Source organism: Streptococcus sp. (genome assembly GCF_030825805.1).
Classification (GTDB): domain Bacteria; phylum Bacillota; class Bacilli; order Lactobacillales; family Streptococcaceae; genus Streptococcus.
This window is the reverse complement of record NZ_JAPJPF010000012.1, coordinates 1-20,208: the sequence shown is the minus strand read 5'-3', so window position 1 is coordinate 20,208 and position 20,208 is coordinate 1. Positions and strand designations below refer to the sequence as shown.

Genomic DNA, 20,208 nt, shown 5'->3' with positions numbered 1-20,208 from the left:
AAAATCAAGCTTTCTCGTTGCTTTTCAACAGCAAAAAGGAGGAGCTTCCTCCCCCTTTTCACTCTATTCGGCATGTTCTGTCTTGTTCTTTTTCAAAGCGCGTATCGTGAACCAATAGTAAATCATCAATCCGATAACGATGATCACCGTCGGCAAAATGATAGTCATGCTGGAATTCTGAATCCCTTGGGCCAAAGTCCAGCGATGCAAGAATCCCACTACTAAGAAGGACAGAATAGGAAAGATGAAGGCACGAGCAAACTCCTCTTTCCACTGCCAGAGGATAAGTCCTGCACTAGCCCCTGTCATCAGGAAGGTATCCCATGGACTAGGTACCGTCAACCAACCTAAAGCTGGCAAGAAACGGACCCCTACTATTTCACTGATGAAATAGATCCCAAGGACGAGAACGAATGCCACATAGATTGCTTTTTTTGACTTCTCTTCTGCAAAAATGAGGCGACGAAGGAGATAGAATAGTAACCCAACAGCCAAAAGTCCCAAAATACTATCCGTTAGATAGACCAGGGGCTTGAGAACCAGGACTGCTTGCGAGGCAAAATCACTTAAGAGGCGATAAAAAATGACAATTCCCGAGACAATCGCCCCATACTTCAGAACAGACCGCGTGGATTCTTTAGGCATATTTTCGATGATTTGGTCTGCCATTCCCTTGGGATCCTGTCCAAAATAGTCCTTGGCTGTCAATCCATCACCGCTTGCTTGCGAAAAATCTAGCGCTAGATTATAGACCTGCTCTCTTAATGCTTTCTCCTCATATAAGAAGCCGGCAAAATTGAAATAATCCCAGAGATCTTGGAAATAAGCTTGGTCCTCTTGGCTAAAGGTTTGAACCAAAGCCTGCGTTTCTTCATAATAAATAGCTGATGTCATGATGTTTCCCCCTTTCTTTGGAGACGAAATACAATGAAGGACAAGACTAGTCCTATCAGAGGGAGTAGCCAGCGTAATAAATTAGCAGTTCCTGGATTCACAAAGCGAACACAGCATCCAGTTACAAAGAAAGTCACACCCATGACCAGTAGGCTAACAACAAGCCGTCCCTGATTTCTATAGGTCATGATCGTAAATCCAAGAAGAACCAGAAAAGCCATAACAATCGCCCAAGCATCTGGCAAAAGGATACTTCGATTCAGACTCAAATGGTCAGAAAACACGCGCTCTATCCTAGGAGACAGGATCAAGCTAATCACACTGATAACAAGAGCCCAAGGCCACTTGATTTCCCCATAGCTCTGCTTGGACCAAAGCCACATCATAAATTGACTGTACACAAAGAAAATAAGTAGATCTAGCAGGTATGTTAAGGGAGCAATCACTAGTGGCAGCATCCAGGCAAAATCCATTACAAACCGCATGCCAACGAAAATCGTTCCAAGAATCAAGAATAACCCCACACAAGAACCTAGCCTGCGTCTAGGTAACTCCGAGAGAACTTGGTCCATCATGGCCCTTGGATCCTTTCCAAAATAATCCACTGCCCGATTGCCCTCTTTCTCAGCAACTTTTAAATCGCAAACCATATTGTAGAGCTGTTCACCCAGTAGCTCATCATCATAAAAATAAGACTTCACTCCAATATAAGCTATCATTTTTTTCATATAGGATTGATTGTCCTTATTCAGGTGCATCAATTCGGCTGACATTTTTTCTGTATAATCTTCGATCATGCTTCCCCCTCCTTTTTCACGCGTTCTACTTTAATGACCAGATCCTGCCACTGGTTCCAAAATTCCTCTAGGCGCTCTCTTCCTTCCATGGTTAGAGAGAAATATTTGCGATCAGGTCCATCCGGAGAGGGCCTCATCTCTCCTACGATGACTCCTTGCTTCTCTAGCTTCTGAAGCAAGGGATAAACGGTCCCCGCAACGATCTTATCGAAGCCGGTTTCCTTGAGACTTTGGATCAATTCATAGCCATAAATAGATTTTTTTGAAATAATTTCTAAAACACAACCTTCCAGGACACCCTTGAGCAATTGCGACTCTTTCATTCTGCTCCCCCATTCTATACCGCCTCTTTTCGGCTAGTTTGTTTTACATACTAGTACTTTCATTGTTAGTATACTCCTCCTTAGCTAGTTTGTAAAGCATAATAGTTAAAAATACTGCATGAAACTCGATAAATACGAACATTATGACTAAATATACAATTAATTTCAAATAAAATTTGCTTTTTATAAAAAAAGGTGTATAATAATACAAAATCTTTATTAAAGGAGATAAGTGATGAAAAAATCTAAACTAGCTTTCCTTGCAGGTGTCACGGCTGCTTCAGCCCTGTTCCTTGCTTCTTGTGGATCATCTGCAAAGTCTTCTCAGACAAACACTTTTTCATACGTGTATAGCACTGATCCAGACTCTTTGAACTACCTCCTTTCAAACCGTTCAACAACAAGTGATGTCACAACCAACTTAGTAGATGGACTTTTTGAAAACGACCAATACGGTAACTTGGTCCCTGCACTAGCGGAAGATTGGTCTGTTTCTAAGGATGGATTGACTTATACTTACAAACTTCGTAAAGATGCAAAATGGTATGACTCAGAAGGGAACGAATATGCAGACGTCACTGCACAGGACTTCGTCACTTCTCTGAAATACGTAGCGGACAACAAGTCAGATGCCCTCTACTTGGTTCAAAACTCAGTAGCCGGCCTGGATGACTATGTCACTGGTAAAAATACGGACTTCTCTAAAGTTGGAGTCAAAGCCGTTGACGACCATACCCTTCAATACACCTTGGCTCAACCTGAGTCTTTCTGGAATTCTAAATTGACAACTTCGACCATGATGCCTGTCAATGAAAAATTCCTCAAATCAGCAGGTAAAGACTTTGGTAGCGTCAAACCTTCTGGAATCCTCTACAACGGTCCTTACTATTTGAAATCCTTCACTTCAAAATCGTTGATGGAGTTCACCAAGAACGAGAACTACTACGACAAAGACAATGTGAAGATCGATGATATCAAATTGACCTACTTCGATGGTTCTGACCAAGACTACCTAGCTCGTAACTTCTCTGATGGAAACTTGACAACTGCGCGTCTCTTCCCAACGAGCTCAACCTTCAGTACCATTGAGAAAAAATTCAAGGACAATATCGTTTATTCACCACAAGATGCGACTGTCTACTATGTTTACTTCAATGTAAACCGTCAAAACTACGGTCATACTGAGAAAACAACAGACGACCAGAAGAACCAAACCAAAACAGCTCTTCAAAACAAAAACTTCCGTCAAGCCATCAACTTTGCCCTTGACCGTACTTCACTAAGTGCCCAATCAAACGGGAAAGATGGGGCTAGCAAAACCCTTCGTACGCTTCTTGTACCTCCAACATTTGTGCAAGTAGACAACAAAGACTTCGGTACTGTTGTTGAAGAAAAACTTGCTGCAACAGGAGATGATTGGAAGGATGTCAGCCTTGCTGATGCACAAGATAGCATGTTCAATGCGAACAAGGCTAAAGCACAATTTGCTAAAGCCAAAGAAGAGCTCCAAGCGCAAGGTGTTCAATTCCCAATCCACATCGACTACGTGGTTGACCAGTCTTCTGCTAGCATTGTGCAACAAGCTGATTCAATGAAAGACTCCATCGAAAAAACATTAGGAAAAGAAAATGTTGTCGTGGATGTTCAGAAATTGTCTACGGAAGATGCGGACAATGCAACCTACTTCGCTCAAAGTCCTGATCAAAAAGACTTTGATATGGATATCGCTGGTTGGGGACCTGACTTCCAAGACCCATCTACTTACTTGGATATCTTCAATCCAGTCGATGGTTCAGCCTTAGCAGGAATGGGAATCAATCCGGCAGCTGACCAAGCCCTAATTGAAAAACTAGGTTTGAACGAGTACAAACAACTATTGGATGATGCCAATGCAGAACAATTGGATACCAAAACTCGTTACGAAAAATATGCTGTTGCTCAAGCTTGGTTGACAGACAATGCCTTTGCACTTCCTGTCTACTCTAAAGGTGCTGTTCCTTCTATCACGAAGATTAAACCATTTACAAAAGCCTTCTCCTTGATCGGTATCAAAGACGGTTCTAGCTACTACAAGTACATGGAACTACAAAGTGATACAGTCACAACTGCCGATTACGACAAAGCTTATAAGAATTGGTTGAAAGAAAAAGAAGAATCAAACAAAAAAGCACAAGAAGAACTTGCAAAACACGTGAAATAATCACGATAAAAACACCGGGGATGTAATCCTCGGTGTTTTAAAATGTAGACAACTTGTTCCTTTATATAGAACAAGTTAGGAACACATAAATAATTAAGATAATACATCCAATTAGTTCATTCAAGCATACACTGAAACTTTCCGCCGTGAGAAAAGTGCTAGAAACATTCTTGTTTCTAGCACTCGGGAGTTTTGAAACGTTAGGTTCAAAACTAAGTCATGGAACTTCCTAGAAGTTCGCTGATGTCCGTACTCACCTAAGGAAAGTTTCAAGGTGAGCTTTATCTACACCTATTTTCCTAAGCTTCCATCGTATCGAACGCTATCTCACGACAATCTTCCGATAACTTCTAGAAGTCAGTAGAAAGACGAGAACATAAGAGATGAAAAAGACAGCACAAATGGAAAGAGTTGTTTGAAGGACCAGTCCCGCATTGGTCGCTCCTAAGATGGCAACGATTTTTGCAATCATCTTGTAGGCTACTCCTAGGTACAGGAAGGAGAAGAATAATGGAAGGAAAAAGACGGTGAGAATTTGTTTTCGAATGGTGGTGCCGGTTTGTTTTTTGTCCAATCCTACTTGTTGCAAGATCACAAAATTATCCCGATCCTCATGACCCTCTGAAATCTGTTTGTAGTAAATGACGAGTACTGTAGCTAATAGAAAGATGACTGATAGGAAAATCCCGATAAAGAGGAGAGTCCCTGCTGTTTCACGCCACTCCTTCTCTATACTGTATCGTTCATATCCACCAAAATAAGTCGCACCATATTGACTCATTTTGTCTGTCGAATACAGCTCTTTGGTCACGCCACCAGTAAAATCTTTGTTGTCTTTATTTTTGGCATTAATAGAGAATTCTAAATTCTTATCAACTTTTAGACCCAGTTGGTTCAAGTCAGGAAGAACAAGGTACAAGCCCATTTGGTGTTGAAACAAGGCGTTTTGTGGGATCTTCCCTTGGATAAAGTTGGAGTCTAGTTTTTGTTTAATCGTGAAGGTCTTCCCATTGATTTCTAATTGTGCGTCTAATCTTCCAGGATACTGATACCCATAGGCTAGGATTTCATTTTCCCCAAGCTCAACTTTTTGACCCGTCAGTTGCTCGTAAGTTGCCTGATCAAAAAAGTAGACTGTTCCCTCTGTCTTCATCTCCTGACCAGCTTCTTGATAGGACTGCTCAAACACCTCTAAGCTCCTTCCATCAATCTTTCGAATTTCAGCAGACCAGTATGTTGTCTGTGCCACCTGATAATCTGATAGATGTGTCGCATCGGCTGTTTTCTTAATTTGAGCTTGAACATCTTCAATAACCGTTTCTGTCTCAGCATCTGAAGGCATATGCCCCACACTAATCATGTAATCCGAAGGGTAAACAGTATCTAGGTAATTCTGCCCTCCAATAAAGATATTGAGCGACCCGGTTAAGGTGACCAAGACCATGGTGGAAAGAATACTAATGGTCGCGAGGCCCGCTGCATTTTTTCGCATCCGAGCTATTAAGTTAGAGACAGATATAAAATTCTCTGGCTTGTAATAGTAGGATTTCCGACCTTTGAGAAATCTTAAGAAGGTAATGGATCCTGCGTTGAATAAGAGATAAGTCGCTAGAATGACCAAGATGACGGCAATAAAGAATCCTTGGACAGCCGCAACCGGACGCTCAACGGTTAGCGCTATATAAAAAGCAATTCCTAAGAGCCCTAGTCCTAACAGAGTTTGAACCAGCAAGAAGCGTCCCTTCTTCTCCCCTGCCTTTTTCTGTTGCATGAGGTGGAGGGAACTGTAGCGCAAGAGACGGAAAGAATTCAACAAAAGAATGAGTCCAAAAGCTAAGGCTAACCCAAGTAAAGTGTTAAGAACAGCCCCTATCTGGAAGGTTGATTGAATGACGACTGGTAGCCCCATACATTTTAGGAGCAAGGCAAAAATCAAGCGATCAAACAAGAGTCCCAAGCCCAGTCCTATTCCAACTGTGAGAACATAGAAGGAGAGCAATTCCCATAAGGTCATGACGAGAAGGTGCTTCTTCTCCATCCCCAAAACACTGTACAAGCCCAGTTCTTTGGAACGATTTTTCATGACATAGCCATTGGCATAAGCCACTAAAATGATGACGACTAATTGGACAACGAAACTACCAAAACCAAGAACAGTTCTCGCCGCTCCCCCTCCGTAAGAATCCTCTAAATGAGGGGTCGATGACAAGGCGATAAAACTATAAAGGATCATGGTCGTTAAAATAACAGCCAAGGCAAAGGGATAATAGAGCTTGCGATTTTGTTTGAGGTTGGAAAGAGCTAATTTACTTGTTAATTTAAACATCACGATCCTCCTTTCCCGCCATGACCGTCAGGGTATCTGAGATTTCTTGGAACATCTGACGCTCTGTCTTTTCTCCGCGGAAGATCTGGTTGTAGAGAATCCCGTCCTTGATGAAGAGCACGCGCTTGGCTCGAGCTGCCGCTGCGGTTGAGTGGGTCACCATGAGAATGGTTTGCCCTATGGTATTGATATCTTCAAAGACATCTAGCAAAGCTGCAGAAGACTTGGAATCCAGCGCCCCTGTTGGCTCATCGGCCAAGAGGATTTCAGGTGAGGTGATGATGGCCCGTGCTACGGCCACCCGTTGTTTTTGCCCACCAGAGATTTCGTAGGGATATTTTTCAAGCAGTTGGTGAATGCCCAACTCTCGACTGACGCTATCGACCTTGCTCATCATTTCCTTGACTGGTCTACGAGAAAGGACGAGAGGCAAGAGGATATTGTCCTTGACAGACAAGGTATCGAGCAGGTTGAAGTCTTGAAAAACAAAGCCTAGTTTTTCCCGACGGAAGCTGGACGCATCCTTGTTTTTGATGGTCGAGGTGTCCATGCCATTGAGGTAGACCCGCCCTTCGGTCGGCTGGTCCAGCATGGCCAGGATATTGAGGAGGGTCGATTTCCCAGATCCTGATTCCCCCATGATGGCGACGTATTCACCCTTCTCAACGGTGAAGTGAATGTCCTTTAAGGCTTCAACCTGGGTTCCTTGAAAGCGGGTTTTATATATTTTTTTCACATGTTGTACATCTAATAAGGCCATTTTCATTCTCCATTTCCATCCGGTTATATGATTGACATCCATAAAACTTTTTTACACCTCTATTGTAACGATTTGGAGAGAGTTCTACAATAAGCTAACCTTTCATTTTTAGCCTGATTTCTTACATTTCTGTAAGGTATTAAAAAACTAGCTTCCTTGCGGGAGCTAGTTCCTTCTTATAAAGCTGTGATGGCTGTGATCAAACCAAAGATGATCCCTGGTGCATTAGCTGCAGCAAGTGGGATATCGCGTTCTTTTTTAAAGAGTCCGTAATAGACCCAAAGGCTACAGTTGATAGCGGCAACTAAAGGTTGAACAAAGTTTCCTTTGTGACCAGCGAGGTTATCCATGATTTGTGGGAAGTAAGACACATACATCATCACTGACATAAAGGTCGCAACCCAACCAAGAATTTTCATTTGTTTTTCATTCATATTCAAAATACCTTTCATTTTTTAAGTACGCACTATTCTAGCGCTTGCCCTCTTAAAATTCAAGTGCTTTTTTCAAATGTTACTGAACTGTAAAGTGTCACAATCTTGTGATTTTGCAGGAAGATGGATTTCTCTTCGAGAGAGTCTTCTCTCTAGTAATTATTTTAGACACTTTGTCTAATTTTTTTGCAAATATAATCATTTTCATCTTGAATAGCATGCAAATTAATTGCATTATCTTCCTATTTATGCTATTTTGATACACAGAGGTAAAATTTTATGAATAAACAAAAAATCAACCAAATCGTTGGCTCGATCGGTGCCTTTATTGGGATTATCGTTTTCATTGCCTACATCCCACAAATTATTGCTAATTTACAGGGAAATAAGGCCCAACCTTTCCAACCCTTGTCAGCTGCTATTTCTTGCTTGATCTGGGTCATTTATGGTTGGACAAAGGAACCTAAAAAAGACTGGATTTTGATCATTCCGAATTCGGCAGGTGTCATCCTAGGAGGATTGACTTTCCTTACATCACTTTAATAGAAAGCGAACAAAGACTGAACTCGACTGGTTCAGTCTTTTTTATATCCCTTTGAAAAGCAAAAACAATCGCTGTCGATTTTCGCACAAAAGCCCGCCATGAGCGAGCTTAAAAAGTTGACAATTTTTACTTTGAATAACCTAATCTGGACTATTGTGCAAAAATATCCAAATGATTTCTAATTATTATTTAGAGTATATTGAAACTTTCTGCTGTGAGAAAAGTGCCTGAAATAATCATGTTTCAGGCACTCGGAATTATTGAGACCTTAGGCTCAATAATTAGTCATGGAACTTCTTCGAAGTTCGCTGACGTCCGTACTCACCTAAGGAAAGTTTCTAATTTGATTCGAGCTTCTTTTTCTTATATCTGCACAATCTTACGGTAGCTCCGAGAGGTGATCCAAAAGACGATCAGGTAGGTGATGAGAAAGACGGCGCAGACACTGAGGGTCACGACGAGGACTTGGCCACTATTGATGACACCGAGCACTTTGAGAATGAGTCGGATCATATGGTAGGCAAAGGCCAGGTGAATAAAGGCAAAGATGAGAGGGAGGAAAAAGACAGTCCGTACTTGACGGTTGATGGTCCGTTTGACCTCATCTTCATCAAGCCCCACCTGTTGGAGGATGACGAAGCGGTCACGGTCTTCATAGCCTTCAGAAATTTGCTTGTAGTAGATAACGATGACTGTTCCTACCATAAAGATCAGTGACAAGAAAATCCCGATAAAGAAGATGCCACCAAAGAGGCTATTCATCTCTGCCACATCATTGGCACGGTTACCTCCATAGACAAATGTTCCTTGGCCCTGTTGGCTACTCAATTCATCGATCATTTTGTCATAACTAGCTGCTAGCTTGAGTTGCTGGTCTTCACCAACATTGACATTGAAGCCACCATAGATATTGGTATAGATGGCAAGATTTGGAAATTGGGCGATAAAGGCTGAGAGATCTGGCACGATTAGATAATTGAAATCCTCTGTTAGCAAATTGAACTGATTTGGAACATGATCAGTGATAAAATCCTTGCTCACTTCTTCCTTGACTTGGAAGTCCTGCCCATTGATGGTAAACTGCTTTTGCCCTTTGAGAGCCTCGTTATGGGCAAAGAGAAGGACTTGGTTGCCAGTCAGATCGACCTCTTCTCCTGTCATCTGCTCATAGCTGGCTGCATCAAAAACTAGAAAGACTGTTTTAGGATTGACCTTGCGTTCGTCAGCTGGATAGACGGTGAAATCCGTTCCCTTTTGTGATTTAACCCCAAAGTTGGCATAGGTCATCAGGTCACGATTCTTGATCTCAAGCTGGTGCTCAGAGGCAAATTCATCAAATTTCTGATTGATCTGCTCCAAATCCACCCCTTTTCCTTGGACAGAGAAATCATGGGGAGCCATGATTTTCTTGACCATTTCGCCACCGACATAGATGTTGGTGGCAGCAGAGATCGTCACCAGCACCATGGTCGAGAGGATGGCAATGGTCGCAAGGCCCACCGCATTTTTCTTCATGCGATAGATAAGGTTAGAGACCGAGATCATGTTGTTGGGTTGGTAATAATAGTTCTTCTTTTTCTTAAGAAGATGCAAGAAGACGGTGATCCCCGCATTAAAGAGTAAGTAGGTCCCGATCATAACCAAGACAACGGCTAGAAAAAAGATCAAAATCGCAGACATGGGGTCTTTGACTGACAAAGCCAGGTAGTAGCCAAAACCGAGAGAGGCTAAGCCCAGGATGGTTTGGGGCCACAAGAAGCGGGCTTTCTTTTCACCACTAGCCTTCTCACGCGTCAATTGCAGGGCATTCAAACGGAGAATGCGCCAAGCATTGAGAAAAACTAAGAGGCCAAAGATGAGACCAAAGGTGACAAAGACCAAGACCACAATCCCAGGTTGGAAGGTGGATACTAGCTGAACCTTCATCTTCATCAGTTTCAAGAGAAAGGCAAAGATCAGCTTGTCAAAGAGAGCCCCGATCAAGACACCGGCTGAGACAGTCACAAAGCCAAAGATCAAGAGTTCCTTGAAGATCATGCTGATGAGATGGCGTTTCTCAAGGCCTAGCATACTGTAAATTCCCAACTCCTTGGAGCGGTTTTTCATGACAAAGCTATTGGCATAGAGCACGATGATAGCCCCCGCAACATTTACCACGAACAGTCCCAATCCAAGGGTGAAGAGTATGGGAGATCCCCCTCGAAGCTTAGAAATGTTGGGATTAAAGGTCAAGGAGTCAAAGAGATAGGAGATGGTCACTGCGAGAATGACCGCAATCGCAAAGGGATAATAGAGCTTGCGGTTCTTGATCAGATTGGAGCAAGCTAATTTAGTGGTTAATCGAAACATCTACTCCACCTCACTTGCCATGACTGTCAGAGTATCTGAGATTTCTTGGAACATCTGACGCTCTGTCTTTTCCCCGCGGAAGATCTGGTTGTAGAGAATTCCGTCCTTGATAAAGAGCACGCGCTTAGCCCGAGCAGCCGCTGCGGTTGAGTGGGTCACCATGAGAATGGTTTGCCCCATGGTGTTGATATCTTCAAAGACATCTAGCAACGCAGCTGAAGACTTGGAATCCAGCGCCCCTGTTGGCTCATCGGCAAGGAGGATTTCAGGTGAGGTGATGATAGCCCGTGCTACGGCTACCCGTTGTTTTTGCCCACCAGAGATTTCGTAGGGATATTTTTCAAGCAGTTGGTGGATGCCCAATTCCCGACTGACGCTATCGACCTTAGTCATCATTTCCTTGACTGGTCTGCGAGAAAGGACCAAGGGCAGAAGGATATTGTCCTTAACAGACAAGGTGTCGAGCAGATTGAAGTCTTGAAAGACAAAGCCTAGTTTTTCGCGACGGAAGCTCGAAGCGTCCTTGTTCTTGATGGTTGAGGTGTCTATATTATTTAGGTAAACCCGCCCTTCCGTCGGCTGGTCCAGCATGGCTAGGATATTGAGAAGGGTCGATTTCCCGGATCCTGATTCCCCCATGATAGCCACGTACTCACCCTTTTCCACGGTGAAGTGGATATCCTTTAAGGCTTCAACCTGCGTTCCTTGAAAGCGGGTTTTGTAGATCTTTTTGATATGTTGAACATCTAGTAATGACATACTTTTCTCCTTTTACTAGTAGATCAAGAAAAATTCTTGGGTTTGTTGCAGGACTTGGAGACCAAATTCCGTCTTTTCCAGATCGGTTTTCTTATTTGGTTTTTTAATCTTTTTGGGTTCTTTCATCCATTTCAAGAGTTTCATTTTCTTGACCTCCTTCATTTGATGAGACTATTGTATAAAAAATAAAAGGTGGTCACCATAACCTAACCTTTCATTTTTAAAATTAAATCTTACATTTTTGTCATTTTTAAATAAAAGAGGACCTTAGGGAGAGAAACATTAGATACCGACGAATTCCCTTAATCCATCACCAACTTCTTCTCTTCAAAGCGAATGGCAACAGTCGTCCCTTGCCCAACCTGAGACGTCATCTGAAGTTGGTGCCCTAGCTGATCGGAAATCTTTTTAGACAGATAGAGGCCTAGTCCAGAAGATTGCTGGGTCAAATGCCCATTGTAGCCGGAGAATCCCCGCTCAAAGACACGGAGTATATCGCTATCCTTAATTCCAATCCCACTATCTTTCATAAAAAGGGTCTGGTCTTTGAAATAAATCTCAATCCCGCCAGTGCTGGTATACTTAAGGCTATTAGACAGCAATTGCTCGATGATGACCAAGAGCCACTTGCGATCGGTAATGACGGCGACATCTAAGTCATGCAGATCCACCGTCAAGCCCTTTTGAATAAAGAAGATGGCATACTTTCGCACGACTTCTTTGACCAGCTCTTCGAGTGGAACACGCTTAAGAACCAAATCATCGTGAAAGCTTTCGAGTCTCAGATACTGGAGGACCACATTGGCATAGGAATCAATCTTAAAGAGCTCCTGCTCCATTTGTTGTCTCAGGTCGCTGTCTTCTATATTTTTAACCAAGAGTTGACTGGCCGCAATGGGCGTCTTAATCTGGTGGACCCAGAGGGTATAGTAATCCATCAGATCATTGTAGGTCTCTATACTCACCGTTGTCTGCTCACGTTGGGCTTGCTGACTGGTTGCTAGTTTCTGACTCAAGACCAGTTCTAGAGGGGTCTCAGGTAGTCCCTCCCCATAGAGCACTTCCTTCCGACAGGCCTGATACCCAGCCACAGCATCCCAAATGACCAGAAGAAGACTCAAAAAAGCCAAAATTCCTGTCAGGTAAAGGAGAAAATTGCGGTAGCCTTCGAATATATAGGCAAACAAGACTAGGGATGAAAGGAGTAAACCAATCAAATAGAGATAGCGACGGTGAGAAATCAGATAGTGTTTGACAAATAAGAATCGATTATCCATTGCTCAACCCGTATCCTATCCCTTTTTTCGTTTCGATAAAATGCTCCAGTCCTGCTTCTTCGAGTTTCTTCCGAAGTCTAGCTACATTGACCGAGAGGGTGTTATCATCAATAAAGAAATCACTGTTCCACAATTCCTTCATTAAATCATCCCGAGCCACTACACTTCCAGCTTTTTCAAAAAGGATGCGAAGAATTTGAAATTCATTTTTGGTCAAATTAACGACCTCTCCCTCATAGACCAGATCCATGGATTTGAGATTGAGGATGGCGCCCCGGTGTTCTAACAAATCTTGATCAGTTCCAAACTCATATGAGCGGCGAAGGAGACCCTGGATTTTTGCCAAGAGAACATTGGGATCAAATGGCTTGGTCACATAGTCATCTCCCCCCATATTGATGGCCATGACGATGTCCATGGCCTGATCTCGTGAGGATAAAAACATGATAGGGACCTTAGATACCTTACGAATCTCCTGGCACCAATGGTAGCCATTATAAAGAGGAAGGCCAATATCCATCAGAATCAGATGAGGATTGGTCTGGACGAAGGTCCCCAATACATCCATAAAGTCATCAACTGCAATAACTTCAAAGCCCCACTGCTCCATGATTTTCTTCACTTGTTGGCGAATGGTTTCATCATCTTCGACAAGAAGAATTTTGTGCATGCTCTTTCCTTCTCTTTCTTACTAGAGTATTACCCTTTCATTATATCAAATTATCCAAGGAGCATACATATTTTTCGCCATCTCAAGTTACAGGTAACTCCTTTCGTCAATTTCCTATTTTTACTGAGGGGCTTTTCAGGTATTTTATGCTATACTGAACATACAGATACAAAGGAGAATCTCATGTCCACGATTTTTGATTATCTAGACTATGTCACCTATGATTCCATCTACGATCGCCCTTTTAAGGAACTCGATGTCCTGGCACTGACAGAGCTGACCTATCTTCCTTTTGATCGGATCGTGCCCCAAGGGGATACGACCAATATTGAAGTCCGCTTATCTGATGCAGCAGAGCTAGTCGATCGAACCACAGATTTCATCGTGACAGACCAACACCTGAAAATAGTCGATGTCCTAGCTACATCCAAACGCTTTAAGAATCTCAAACTCCTCAACTATGTCAACGAATATGACCCCGATGTTCAGAAGCAGTTTGCGGCTATGACCTATCGTCTTACCATGGATGTTTATTTAGTTGTCTTCAGGGGGACGGATGACACCTTGATCGGCTGGAAGGAAGACTTCCATATGACCTATATGGACCATGTCCCAGCTCAGAGGCGCGCAGCCAGCTACCTACAAAACGTCATGAAGGAATTTCCTAAAGGGCGCTTCTTAGTAGCCGGTCACTCCAAAGGGGGCAATCTCGCAACCTATGCCTGCTCCTACCTTCCTGATCAGCTGTCCGAACAAGTCCATGCCATTTACTGTTACGACGCTCCAGGTCTCAACAAGTCCATTATCAAAACAGAGGGATACCAACGAATCGCACACCTCATTCATCGCTTTGTCCCACAAGGATCCATCGTCGGCATGATGCTGGAAGTCCCAGAGCCTGCTACGATTGTTAAAAGTCGAGCCTTTGGTGGCTTTGCCCAGCATGACGCCTTTACTTGGATGGTTGAAAAGGATGGATTTGTGACACTAGATCAAACCAATCCCGATAGTCAGCAGACCTACGAGACCCTAAAGCAGTGGGTTCGCGAAACATCGGCGGATGAGCGCAAGAAGTTCTTTGATACCTTTTTTGGCATTTTTCTGGACGCAGGCATCACTTCAATTAATGATTTGAGGAACTTGAAAAATTTCTCCAAGATCAAAGACATCTTTCAAAATGCTCAAGACCTAGATCCTACAGAAAGGGAAATGCTGGAACGTCTAGCCAAGCAACTCATCGACACCCGTGTCCAAGCTTGGAAAAAATGGCAAACAGTTCCCCGTATCCTGGTTCAAATGGCTGCATTTTTCAAGCGAAAACAAGCAGTCGAGACCACCTCACCACTTCTCCTTGAGCACAAAGATTGACAATTTTAACTCTATTTTATAAAATGTAACAACATCGTTTACATCCAATGGTGTAAACGATTTTTTTTATAGAAAGAGAATTCATTAAAGCAAAACAAAACCCAGGAAATCACATTTCCTGGGTTTTTCGCTTCTTATTGACGATAGAAGTATTGATCTGCTGGATAGTTCCCAGCTGATTGGGTAACAACCAAGCGAGGTTTGCTCTTATCTGACTGGTCTCCATCAGGATTTTCAAAACCAATCTTAAAGAGGCCAACTGCCACTCCTGTTTCTCCCACACGTAGATCTACATAAGGGACTTTACTTGTCTTATCAGAGTTTGGCACTGCTTTTAATCTCCCTTGACCTTTCACAGTTCCATCTTCTTGGATGACCATCTCTTGGCCTTTGGCATTGCGCCATGTCCCTGCCAGGCTTGAAAAATCTCCACTATTGATAGCCGCAATATCAAGGTCTGCTTCCTTCTTAGGCGCTGGGTAAGCTTCCCACCATTTGTCCTGATAGGCTTGGAAGGAGGCTTGATGGTAGAAGATACGTCTCAAAGGTGAAACGACGCCATCAGGACCTTGAACATTTTCAGGAATCAAGGTGACAATCAATTCTTGACCAGGACTTGCTCCAGTTGTTCCAGCTTGGACAAAGTAAACCTGATAGGTTGATCCAGCTTTCTTAGGTTTCTTATCTTTATTGAGGACAAATTGGACATTGGTAGCTCCACTCCAGAAGCTCCACCCCTTGTCCTGATCAGAGTAGATAGAAGGAAAGACAGTAGTCCGATGATTGTAGTAATCTTCTGGACTATAGCCATACAGCTTAAAGCCGGAATCCGCAATCTGCTGTTCAATAGATTCATTGGAATAACTTCCCGCAAAGGTTGTCAAATCCCCATCCAGTACTGCGTCATCTGGATTCGTCGACTTGAAAAAATCCTTCCGATTGGCAAAGACCATCTCATGATCGGGGTCTTTGTCTGACATGGTTACCGTAATAAGGGGGTCTTTATCTGTTTTGTATTTAAAAATACGCACAGTGATGGTGAAATCCTTATTTCCATCTGACTTTTTCATCTGACTAGTAGAAACTTTATTGGCTCCTTCTACTTTGAAATCCGTTAAGAAAGTTGCTGATACAGGACCATCTTCTGTCTCGTAATCAATCTTCCAGGATTTCCCATCTTTTTGAATCTTGGCCTTATCACGCGCACTTGAGACATATTCACCAGACAGATCGATGGCTTTTTCCTTTGAAGAAGACGAGGTCTTCGAGGTCTGATTGAACTCTTTTTGATGATCCGGTTGAATATTAGAGCTAGAGTAGAGATAGACTCCTCCGATTAGAACCACTGCACTCACAAAAGCGATGATCATCCAAAGATATTTCTTATCTAATTTTTTGATCATTTCAATACCTCCTTGAAATGGTAGTTACCTAATAGTATACCTTAAATTCTATTTAAAGCAAATTTTGACTGAATTTCATAAACTTTTTATCGTTTTTCGATACTTTTTTATTGACTTATTTTTTATAAGGAGTATACTATAAGTGAAAAATAAAAAACTTTAAGGAGGCTTGCGATGAAAAACTCAAAAACCTTAAAAAATGTCATTGAAGTCTTAACGGCTTTCATTTACTTCTGTGGCTTTATGACCCTGGCTGCACTGGTCATCCACCTGCTTTCTCGGATGGGAGTGTTTAAGGATCTCATTCAATCTGGACGCTTGTCCTTTGAGGTAAATGGCATCCAGCTCTTCCCCAAACATCTGCAACCCCTCTGGCAGTTGCTCTTCCCACTAGCCTCAAGCGCTATTTATATTTTTCTTCTCCTCACTATTCGCAGCTTCCTCCAAAATCTCTATCAAGAAAAGATCTTTTCTCACTCCAACATTGATCTTTGCAACCGAGCTTGGAAGATCCTCTTGGTCTTGTCCTTTATGTCTGGTACACTTGAGACCAATGGCGATGCTTATCTCCTTCCCTTCACCTTCCAATTGACCTTTAATACGGGACTCCTCCTTGCCGTCCCAATAGTATGGGTGCTTGGCAAAATCTTAGAGAGAGGGATTGAGATCGCAGAAGAAAATGAGCTGACCATTTAAGGAGGGGACCATGATTATCGTCAATCTAGATGTCATGCTGGCCAAGCGAAAGATGAAATCCAATGAGCTGGCTGATAAAATCGGTATCACTACCGCCAACCTCTCCATCCTTAAGACTGGCAAGGCCAAAGCCATCCGCTTTACCACCCTTGAAGCCATCTGCAAAGAACTCGACTGCCAGCCAGGAGATATCCTGGAATACCGGCCAGATGAATAGGAACTATATTCGGAGACTTTCCTTAGGTGAGGACGGACGGTAGCGAATCCCTTTGGGATTCCATACCTAAGATTTGAGCCCACTGTCTCAAATCTTCCGAGAGTCTGAAACGAAAATGTTTCAGACTCTTTTCTCACTGCGGAAGTCTCCATTAACATTCATTACTAATAGGACTCATCTTCTATCCTTGTAAAATTCAATGATGGGAACTATATCAATACAACAAAAGCACTCCCGTGGGAGTGCTTGAGAGCATAGACAATCTGCTCTTCCTTACAAATCAAATATATTCTATAAAAATTAAAAAATTTATTCGTAAGAACTATTCAATCATCTACTAAAACTTTCCGTCGTGAGAAAAGTGCTAGAAACAATTGTGTTTCTAGCACTCGGGAGTTTTGGAACCCAGGGTCCAAAACTAAGTCATGGAACTTCTTCGAAGTTCGCTGACGTCCGTACTCACCTAAGGAAAGTTTTTTAGATGATTTTTTCTTTGTCTATCGTTTAGCCGATGATGCTTCCATTTGGAACAGATGGATCAACCGTTAAGACTGTTAATTGATCTCCGTGTTCTGCGGAAAGAATCATGCCTTGGCTGACATATTTCTTCATCATCTTACGTGGTTTGAGGTTGGCCACGATTTGAAGTTTCTTGCCGACCAATTCTTGTTCATTTGGATAGAATTTCGCGATACCAGAGAGGATTTGACGATCTTCACCGTCACCAGCGTCAAGGCGGAAGCGAAGCAGTTTGTCTGATCCTTCGACGCGTTCCACTTCTTTGACCTCTGCTACACGGATTTCAACCTTGTCAAAGTCTTCAAATTTGATCTCATCTTTTTCAGACTTGAGTTCCACTTCTTCTGGAATCCATTCTTTTTCTTGTGGCTTGCCTGCAGTCATTTGAGATTGGATGTAGGCAATTTCTTCTTCCATGTCGAGACGTGGGAAGATTGGAGTTCCTTTGGCAACCACTGTGACATTTTCAGGGAAGCCTGCTAAGGTCAAGTTTTCAAGATCGAAGTCCAAGCCCAAGCCAAGTTGTTCCATGATAGCATTTGAGGTGTTCATCATGAATGGCTGGATCAAGTGAGCCACGACACGGAGACTTGCTGCCAAGTGAGCCATGACCGCTGCCAATTGTTCCTTGTCACCATCTTCTTTAGCAAGGACCCATGGAGCTGTCTCATCGATGTACTTGTTGGTACGAGAGATGATGTTCCATACTGCTTCCAAAGCGCGTGGGTAATCAACCGCATTCATTTGTTTATGGTATTCGGCAATACTTTCTTCGACCACCTTGGCCAAATCTGCATCAAATGCGGTGGCATTTTCGACATAAGCAGGGACTTGACCACCAAAGTATTTATTGATCATGGCCACCGTCCGGTTAAGAAGGTTTCCAAGGTCATTGGCCAATTCATAGTTGATGCGAGCCACATAGTCTTCTGGTGTGAAAGTACCATCTGAACCAACAGGAAGACTACGCATGAGGTAGTAACGAAGTGGATCCAAGCCAAAGCGTTCCACCAACATTTCTGGGTAGATGACATTCCCTTTAGACTTAGACATCTTGCCGTCTTTCATGACAAACCAACCATGGGCAATCAAACGTTCTGGCAATTTAACATCCAACATCATGAGAAGGATTGGCCAGTAGATGGAGTGGAAACGAAGGATGTCTTTTCCGACCATGTGGAAGACAGTGCCGTTCCAGAACTTGTCAAAGTTGCCATGCTGCTCTTGATCGTAACCGAGAGCGGTCACATAGTTAAGAAGGGCATCAATCCATACATAAACCACGTGTTTTGGATTGGATGGGACTGGAACTCCCCAGGTAAAGGTAGTCCGAGATACTGCCAAGTCTTCCAAACCTGGCTCGATAAAGTTTTTCAACATTTCATTGAGACGGCCATCTGGCGTGATGAAATCAGGTTGGGATTTGAAAAACTCAACCAAGCGGTCTTGGTATTTGCTGAGGCGAAGGAAATAGGATTCTTCAGAAACCCATTCTACTTCGTGGCCTGATGGGGCTACCCCACCGACGACCTTGCCATTCTCATCACGGTATACCTCAGCCAATTGGCTTTCTGTAAAGAACTCTTCATCAGAGACTGAATACCAACCAGAGTATTCACCCAAGTAGATGTCGTCTTGCGCAAGCAAGCGTTCGAAGACTTGGGCCACCACTTTTTCATGGTAATCGTCTGTCGTACGGATGAATTTATCATATGAGATATCGAGTAATTGCCAGAGTTCTTTCACTCCAACCGCCATCCCATCTACATAAGCTTGCGGCGTGATCCCAGCTTCTTCTGCTTTCTGCTGGATCTTTTGACCGTGCTCATCAAGACCAGTCAGGTAGAACACATCGTAGTTCATCATACGTTTGTAACGCGCCAAGACGTCACAGGCGATCGTAGTATAAGCTGAACCAATATGCAATTTACCAGATGGGTAATAGATAGGGGTTGTGATGTAGAATGATTTTGTCATTTTCTTTTCCTTTCAAGGCTAATGAAACCTTATGTACTAACACTTCATTATATCATTTTTAGGAGGCCCTGAAAACCAAAAAAGCGCTAGGAGCTTGGAAAGACAAGTAAAAAAGCTGACCGAAGTCAGCTTTCTATTATTGATAACGAATCCAGCTAGACTTGCCTCGCTTTGGCATTTCTAGGCTCGGGATAAAAAGGTCCCCCGGACCTGCCTCGCTTTGGCGTTTCTAGGCTCGGGATAAAAAGGTCCCCCGGACCTACCTCGCTTTGGCATTTCTAGGCTCGGGATAAAAAGGTCCCCCAGACCTTTTTATTTACCAAGATAGTATTCAGAAACTACGTTCAATTTTTCGTCAAATTCGAATACCAATGGTGGGAAGTTAGGGATTTCCACATCCATGATTTCGTCGTCTGACAACTGTTTGATGTGTTTTACAAGGGCACGGATTGAGTTACCGTGTGCTCCTACGAATACGTTCTTACCGTCTTTAAGAGCTGGAGCGATTTTATCTTCCCAGAATGGAAGCGCACGTTCCAAAGTAACTTTCAAGTTTTCAGCGTCTGGAATCACTGAATCGTCAAGTGAAGCGTAACGACGGTCAGTGTGAGCTGAGTGCTCATCATCGCGAGCCATTGCAGGAGGCAATACATCGTATGAACGACGCCAGATGTGAACTTGCTCATCACCAAATT

General features: G+C 43.0%; 19 protein-coding genes. 5 read left to right on the top strand and 14 right to left on the bottom strand.

Features of this window, described 5'->3' with window-relative positions; all coding sequences use genetic code 11:
* Window positions 1–63: 63 nt before the first annotated feature.
* Genes RCH62_RS03125 through RCH62_RS03115 form a run of 3 tightly spaced genes read right to left on the bottom strand, consistent with a single transcriptional unit; the run spans window position 64 to window position 2,014 of the window.
* The gene (locus tag RCH62_RS03125; RefSeq protein ID WP_306474610.1) at window positions 64–894 is read right to left on the bottom strand and encodes a hypothetical protein; all 831 of its coding nucleotides are present in this window, start codon (window positions 892–894) and stop codon (window positions 64–66) included.
* Window positions 891–1,691: a hypothetical protein gene (locus tag RCH62_RS03120; RefSeq protein WP_306474609.1), complete on the bottom strand. Its 801-nt coding sequence runs from the start codon at window positions 1,689–1,691 to the stop codon at window positions 891–893. Before RCH62_RS03120 ends, RCH62_RS03125 begins: the two co-directional genes overlap by 4 nt.
* On the bottom strand, window positions 1,688–2,014 hold the full coding sequence (locus RCH62_RS03115; RefSeq protein ID WP_048789734.1) for a PadR family transcriptional regulator: 327 nt from the start codon (window positions 2,012–2,014) through the stop codon (window positions 1,688–1,690). The genes RCH62_RS03120 and RCH62_RS03115 overlap by 4 nt, the downstream gene beginning before the upstream one ends.
* A 235-nt stretch (window positions 2,015–2,249) precedes the next feature.
* Here RCH62_RS03115 and RCH62_RS03110 point away from each other — a divergent pair, with 235 nt between their 5' ends.
* Window positions 2,250–4,214 (top strand): peptide ABC transporter substrate-binding protein, encoded by a 1,965-nt coding sequence (locus RCH62_RS03110; RefSeq protein ID WP_154852297.1) that lies wholly within the window; start codon window positions 2,250–2,252, stop codon window positions 4,212–4,214.
* Between the two features lie 322 nt (window positions 4,215–4,536).
* Here RCH62_RS03110 and RCH62_RS03105 read toward each other — a convergent pair whose 3' ends face one another.
* The 3 genes from RCH62_RS03105 to RCH62_RS03095 form a co-directional block, all read right to left on the bottom strand.
* Complete coding sequence (locus RCH62_RS03105; RefSeq protein ID WP_306474608.1) at window positions 4,537–6,540, bottom strand: FtsX-like permease family protein; 2,004 nt, start codon at window positions 6,538–6,540, stop codon at window positions 4,537–4,539.
* Complete coding sequence (locus tag RCH62_RS03100; RefSeq protein WP_195324507.1) at window positions 6,533–7,300, bottom strand: ABC transporter ATP-binding protein; 768 nt, start codon at window positions 7,298–7,300, stop codon at window positions 6,533–6,535. Before RCH62_RS03100 ends, RCH62_RS03105 begins: the two co-directional genes overlap by 8 nt.
* A 176-nt stretch (window positions 7,301–7,476) precedes the next feature.
* Entirely contained in the window at window positions 7,477–7,734 is a 258-nt protein-coding gene (locus RCH62_RS03095) for a SemiSWEET family transporter (RefSeq protein WP_003006102.1), read from the bottom strand.
* Between the two features lie 279 nt (window positions 7,735–8,013).
* On the opposite strand from RCH62_RS03095, the gene RCH62_RS03090 reads away from it, so the two are divergent.
* A complete protein-coding gene (locus RCH62_RS03090; RefSeq protein ID WP_003012241.1) occupies window positions 8,014–8,277 on the top strand; it encodes a SemiSWEET family transporter in 264 nt (87 codons plus the stop codon).
* 364 nt (window positions 8,278–8,641) lie between these two features.
* Here RCH62_RS03090 and RCH62_RS03085 read toward each other — a convergent pair whose 3' ends face one another.
* The 5 genes from RCH62_RS03085 to RCH62_RS03065 form a co-directional block, all read right to left on the bottom strand.
* Window positions 8,642–10,627: an FtsX-like permease family protein gene (locus tag RCH62_RS03085; protein WP_306474607.1), complete on the bottom strand. Its 1,986-nt coding sequence runs from the start codon at window positions 10,625–10,627 to the stop codon at window positions 8,642–8,644.
* Window positions 10,628–11,386 carry an ABC transporter ATP-binding protein gene (locus tag RCH62_RS03080; protein ID WP_306474606.1) on the bottom strand — a complete coding sequence of 253 codons (759 nt, stop codon included), beginning with the start codon at window positions 11,384–11,386 and terminating at the stop codon, window positions 10,628–10,630.
* 15 nt (window positions 11,387–11,401) lie between these two features.
* Complete coding sequence (locus tag RCH62_RS03075) at window positions 11,402–11,530, bottom strand: hypothetical protein (protein WP_306474605.1); 129 nt, start codon at window positions 11,528–11,530, stop codon at window positions 11,402–11,404.
* Between the two features lie 158 nt (window positions 11,531–11,688).
* Window positions 11,689–12,663 carry a sensor histidine kinase gene (locus RCH62_RS03070; protein WP_306474604.1) on the bottom strand — a complete coding sequence of 325 codons (975 nt, stop codon included), beginning with the start codon at window positions 12,661–12,663 and terminating at the stop codon, window positions 11,689–11,691.
* Window positions 12,656–13,333 (bottom strand): response regulator transcription factor, encoded by a 678-nt coding sequence (locus tag RCH62_RS03065; RefSeq protein ID WP_006596753.1) that lies wholly within the window; start codon window positions 13,331–13,333, stop codon window positions 12,656–12,658. Before RCH62_RS03065 ends, RCH62_RS03070 begins: the two co-directional genes overlap by 8 nt.
* A 183-nt stretch (window positions 13,334–13,516) precedes the next feature.
* Between RCH62_RS03065 and RCH62_RS03060 the strand changes: the two genes are divergently transcribed.
* Complete coding sequence (locus RCH62_RS03060; protein WP_306474603.1) at window positions 13,517–14,701, top strand: DUF2974 domain-containing protein; 1,185 nt, start codon at window positions 13,517–13,519, stop codon at window positions 14,699–14,701.
* A 134-nt stretch (window positions 14,702–14,835) separates the two neighbouring features.
* On the opposite strand, the gene RCH62_RS03055 is transcribed toward RCH62_RS03060, so the two are convergent.
* Window positions 14,836–16,104, bottom strand: a complete 1,269-nt coding sequence (locus tag RCH62_RS03055; RefSeq protein WP_306474602.1) for a DUF6287 domain-containing protein — start codon at window positions 16,102–16,104, stop codon at window positions 14,836–14,838.
* 174 nt (window positions 16,105–16,278) lie between these two features.
* Here RCH62_RS03055 and RCH62_RS03050 point away from each other — a divergent pair, with 174 nt between their 5' ends.
* Window positions 16,279–16,800 carry a DUF2975 domain-containing protein gene (locus tag RCH62_RS03050; RefSeq protein WP_129268658.1) on the top strand — a complete coding sequence of 174 codons (522 nt, stop codon included), beginning with the start codon at window positions 16,279–16,281 and terminating at the stop codon, window positions 16,798–16,800.
* A 10-nt stretch (window positions 16,801–16,810) separates the two neighbouring features.
* Window positions 16,811–17,017, top strand: a complete 207-nt coding sequence (locus RCH62_RS03045) for a helix-turn-helix transcriptional regulator (RefSeq protein WP_003006064.1) — start codon at window positions 16,811–16,813, stop codon at window positions 17,015–17,017.
* A 504-nt stretch (window positions 17,018–17,521) separates the two neighbouring features.
* Here RCH62_RS03045 and metG read toward each other — a convergent pair.
* The gene (gene metG, locus RCH62_RS03040) at window positions 17,522–19,513 is read right to left on the bottom strand and encodes a methionine--tRNA ligase (protein ID WP_306474601.1); all 1,992 of its coding nucleotides are present in this window, start codon (window positions 19,511–19,513) and stop codon (window positions 17,522–17,524) included.
* Between the two features lie 312 nt (window positions 19,514–19,825).
* The coding region (locus RCH62_RS03035; RefSeq protein ID WP_306474600.1) for a 2,3-bisphosphoglycerate-dependent phosphoglycerate mutase at window positions 19,826–20,208 on the bottom strand (383 nt) is incomplete at its 5' end.

What these genes read in the sequence shown, in the direction of transcription:
- RCH62_RS03125 (WP_306474610.1), bottom strand. Translation starts at nt 894, where the DNA reads ATGACATCAGCTATTTATTATGAAGAAACGCAGGCTTTGGTTCAAACC.
- RCH62_RS03120 (WP_306474609.1), bottom strand. Translation starts at nt 1,691, where the DNA reads ATGATCGAAGATTATACAGAAAAAATGTCAGCCGAATTGATGCACCTG.
- RCH62_RS03115 (WP_048789734.1), bottom strand. Translation starts at nt 2,014, where the DNA reads ATGAAAGAGTCGCAATTGCTCAAGGGTGTCCTGGAAGGTTGTGTTTTA.
- RCH62_RS03110 (WP_154852297.1), top strand. Translation starts at nt 2,250, where the DNA reads ATGAAAAAATCTAAACTAGCTTTCCTTGCAGGTGTCACGGCTGCTTCA.
- RCH62_RS03105 (WP_306474608.1), bottom strand. Translation starts at nt 6,540, where the DNA reads ATGTTTAAATTAACAAGTAAATTAGCTCTTTCCAACCTCAAACAAAAT.
- RCH62_RS03100 (WP_195324507.1), bottom strand. Translation starts at nt 7,300, where the DNA reads ATGGCCTTATTAGATGTACAACATGTGAAAAAAATATATAAAACCCGC.
- RCH62_RS03095 (WP_003006102.1), bottom strand. Translation starts at nt 7,734, where the DNA reads ATGAATGAAAAACAAATGAAAATTCTTGGTTGGGTTGCGACCTTTATG.
- RCH62_RS03090 (WP_003012241.1), top strand. Translation starts at nt 8,014, where the DNA reads ATGAATAAACAAAAAATCAACCAAATCGTTGGCTCGATCGGTGCCTTT.
- RCH62_RS03085 (WP_306474607.1), bottom strand. Translation starts at nt 10,627, where the DNA reads ATGTTTCGATTAACCACTAAATTAGCTTGCTCCAATCTGATCAAGAAC.
- RCH62_RS03080 (WP_306474606.1), bottom strand. Translation starts at nt 11,386, where the DNA reads ATGTCATTACTAGATGTTCAACATATCAAAAAGATCTACAAAACCCGC.
- RCH62_RS03075 (WP_306474605.1), bottom strand. Translation starts at nt 11,530, where the DNA reads ATGAAACTCTTGAAATGGATGAAAGAACCCAAAAAGATTAAAAAACCA.
- RCH62_RS03070 (WP_306474604.1), bottom strand. Translation starts at nt 12,663, where the DNA reads ATGGATAATCGATTCTTATTTGTCAAACACTATCTGATTTCTCACCGT.
- RCH62_RS03065 (WP_006596753.1), bottom strand. Translation starts at nt 13,333, where the DNA reads ATGCACAAAATTCTTCTTGTCGAAGATGATGAAACCATTCGCCAACAA.
- RCH62_RS03060 (WP_306474603.1), top strand. Translation starts at nt 13,517, where the DNA reads ATGTCCACGATTTTTGATTATCTAGACTATGTCACCTATGATTCCATC.
- RCH62_RS03055 (WP_306474602.1), bottom strand. Translation starts at nt 16,104, where the DNA reads ATGATCAAAAAATTAGATAAGAAATATCTTTGGATGATCATCGCTTTT.
- RCH62_RS03050 (WP_129268658.1), top strand. Translation starts at nt 16,279, where the DNA reads ATGAAAAACTCAAAAACCTTAAAAAATGTCATTGAAGTCTTAACGGCT.
- RCH62_RS03045 (WP_003006064.1), top strand. Translation starts at nt 16,811, where the DNA reads ATGATTATCGTCAATCTAGATGTCATGCTGGCCAAGCGAAAGATGAAA.
- metG (WP_306474601.1), bottom strand. Translation starts at nt 19,513, where the DNA reads ATGACAAAATCATTCTACATCACAACCCCTATCTATTACCCATCTGGT.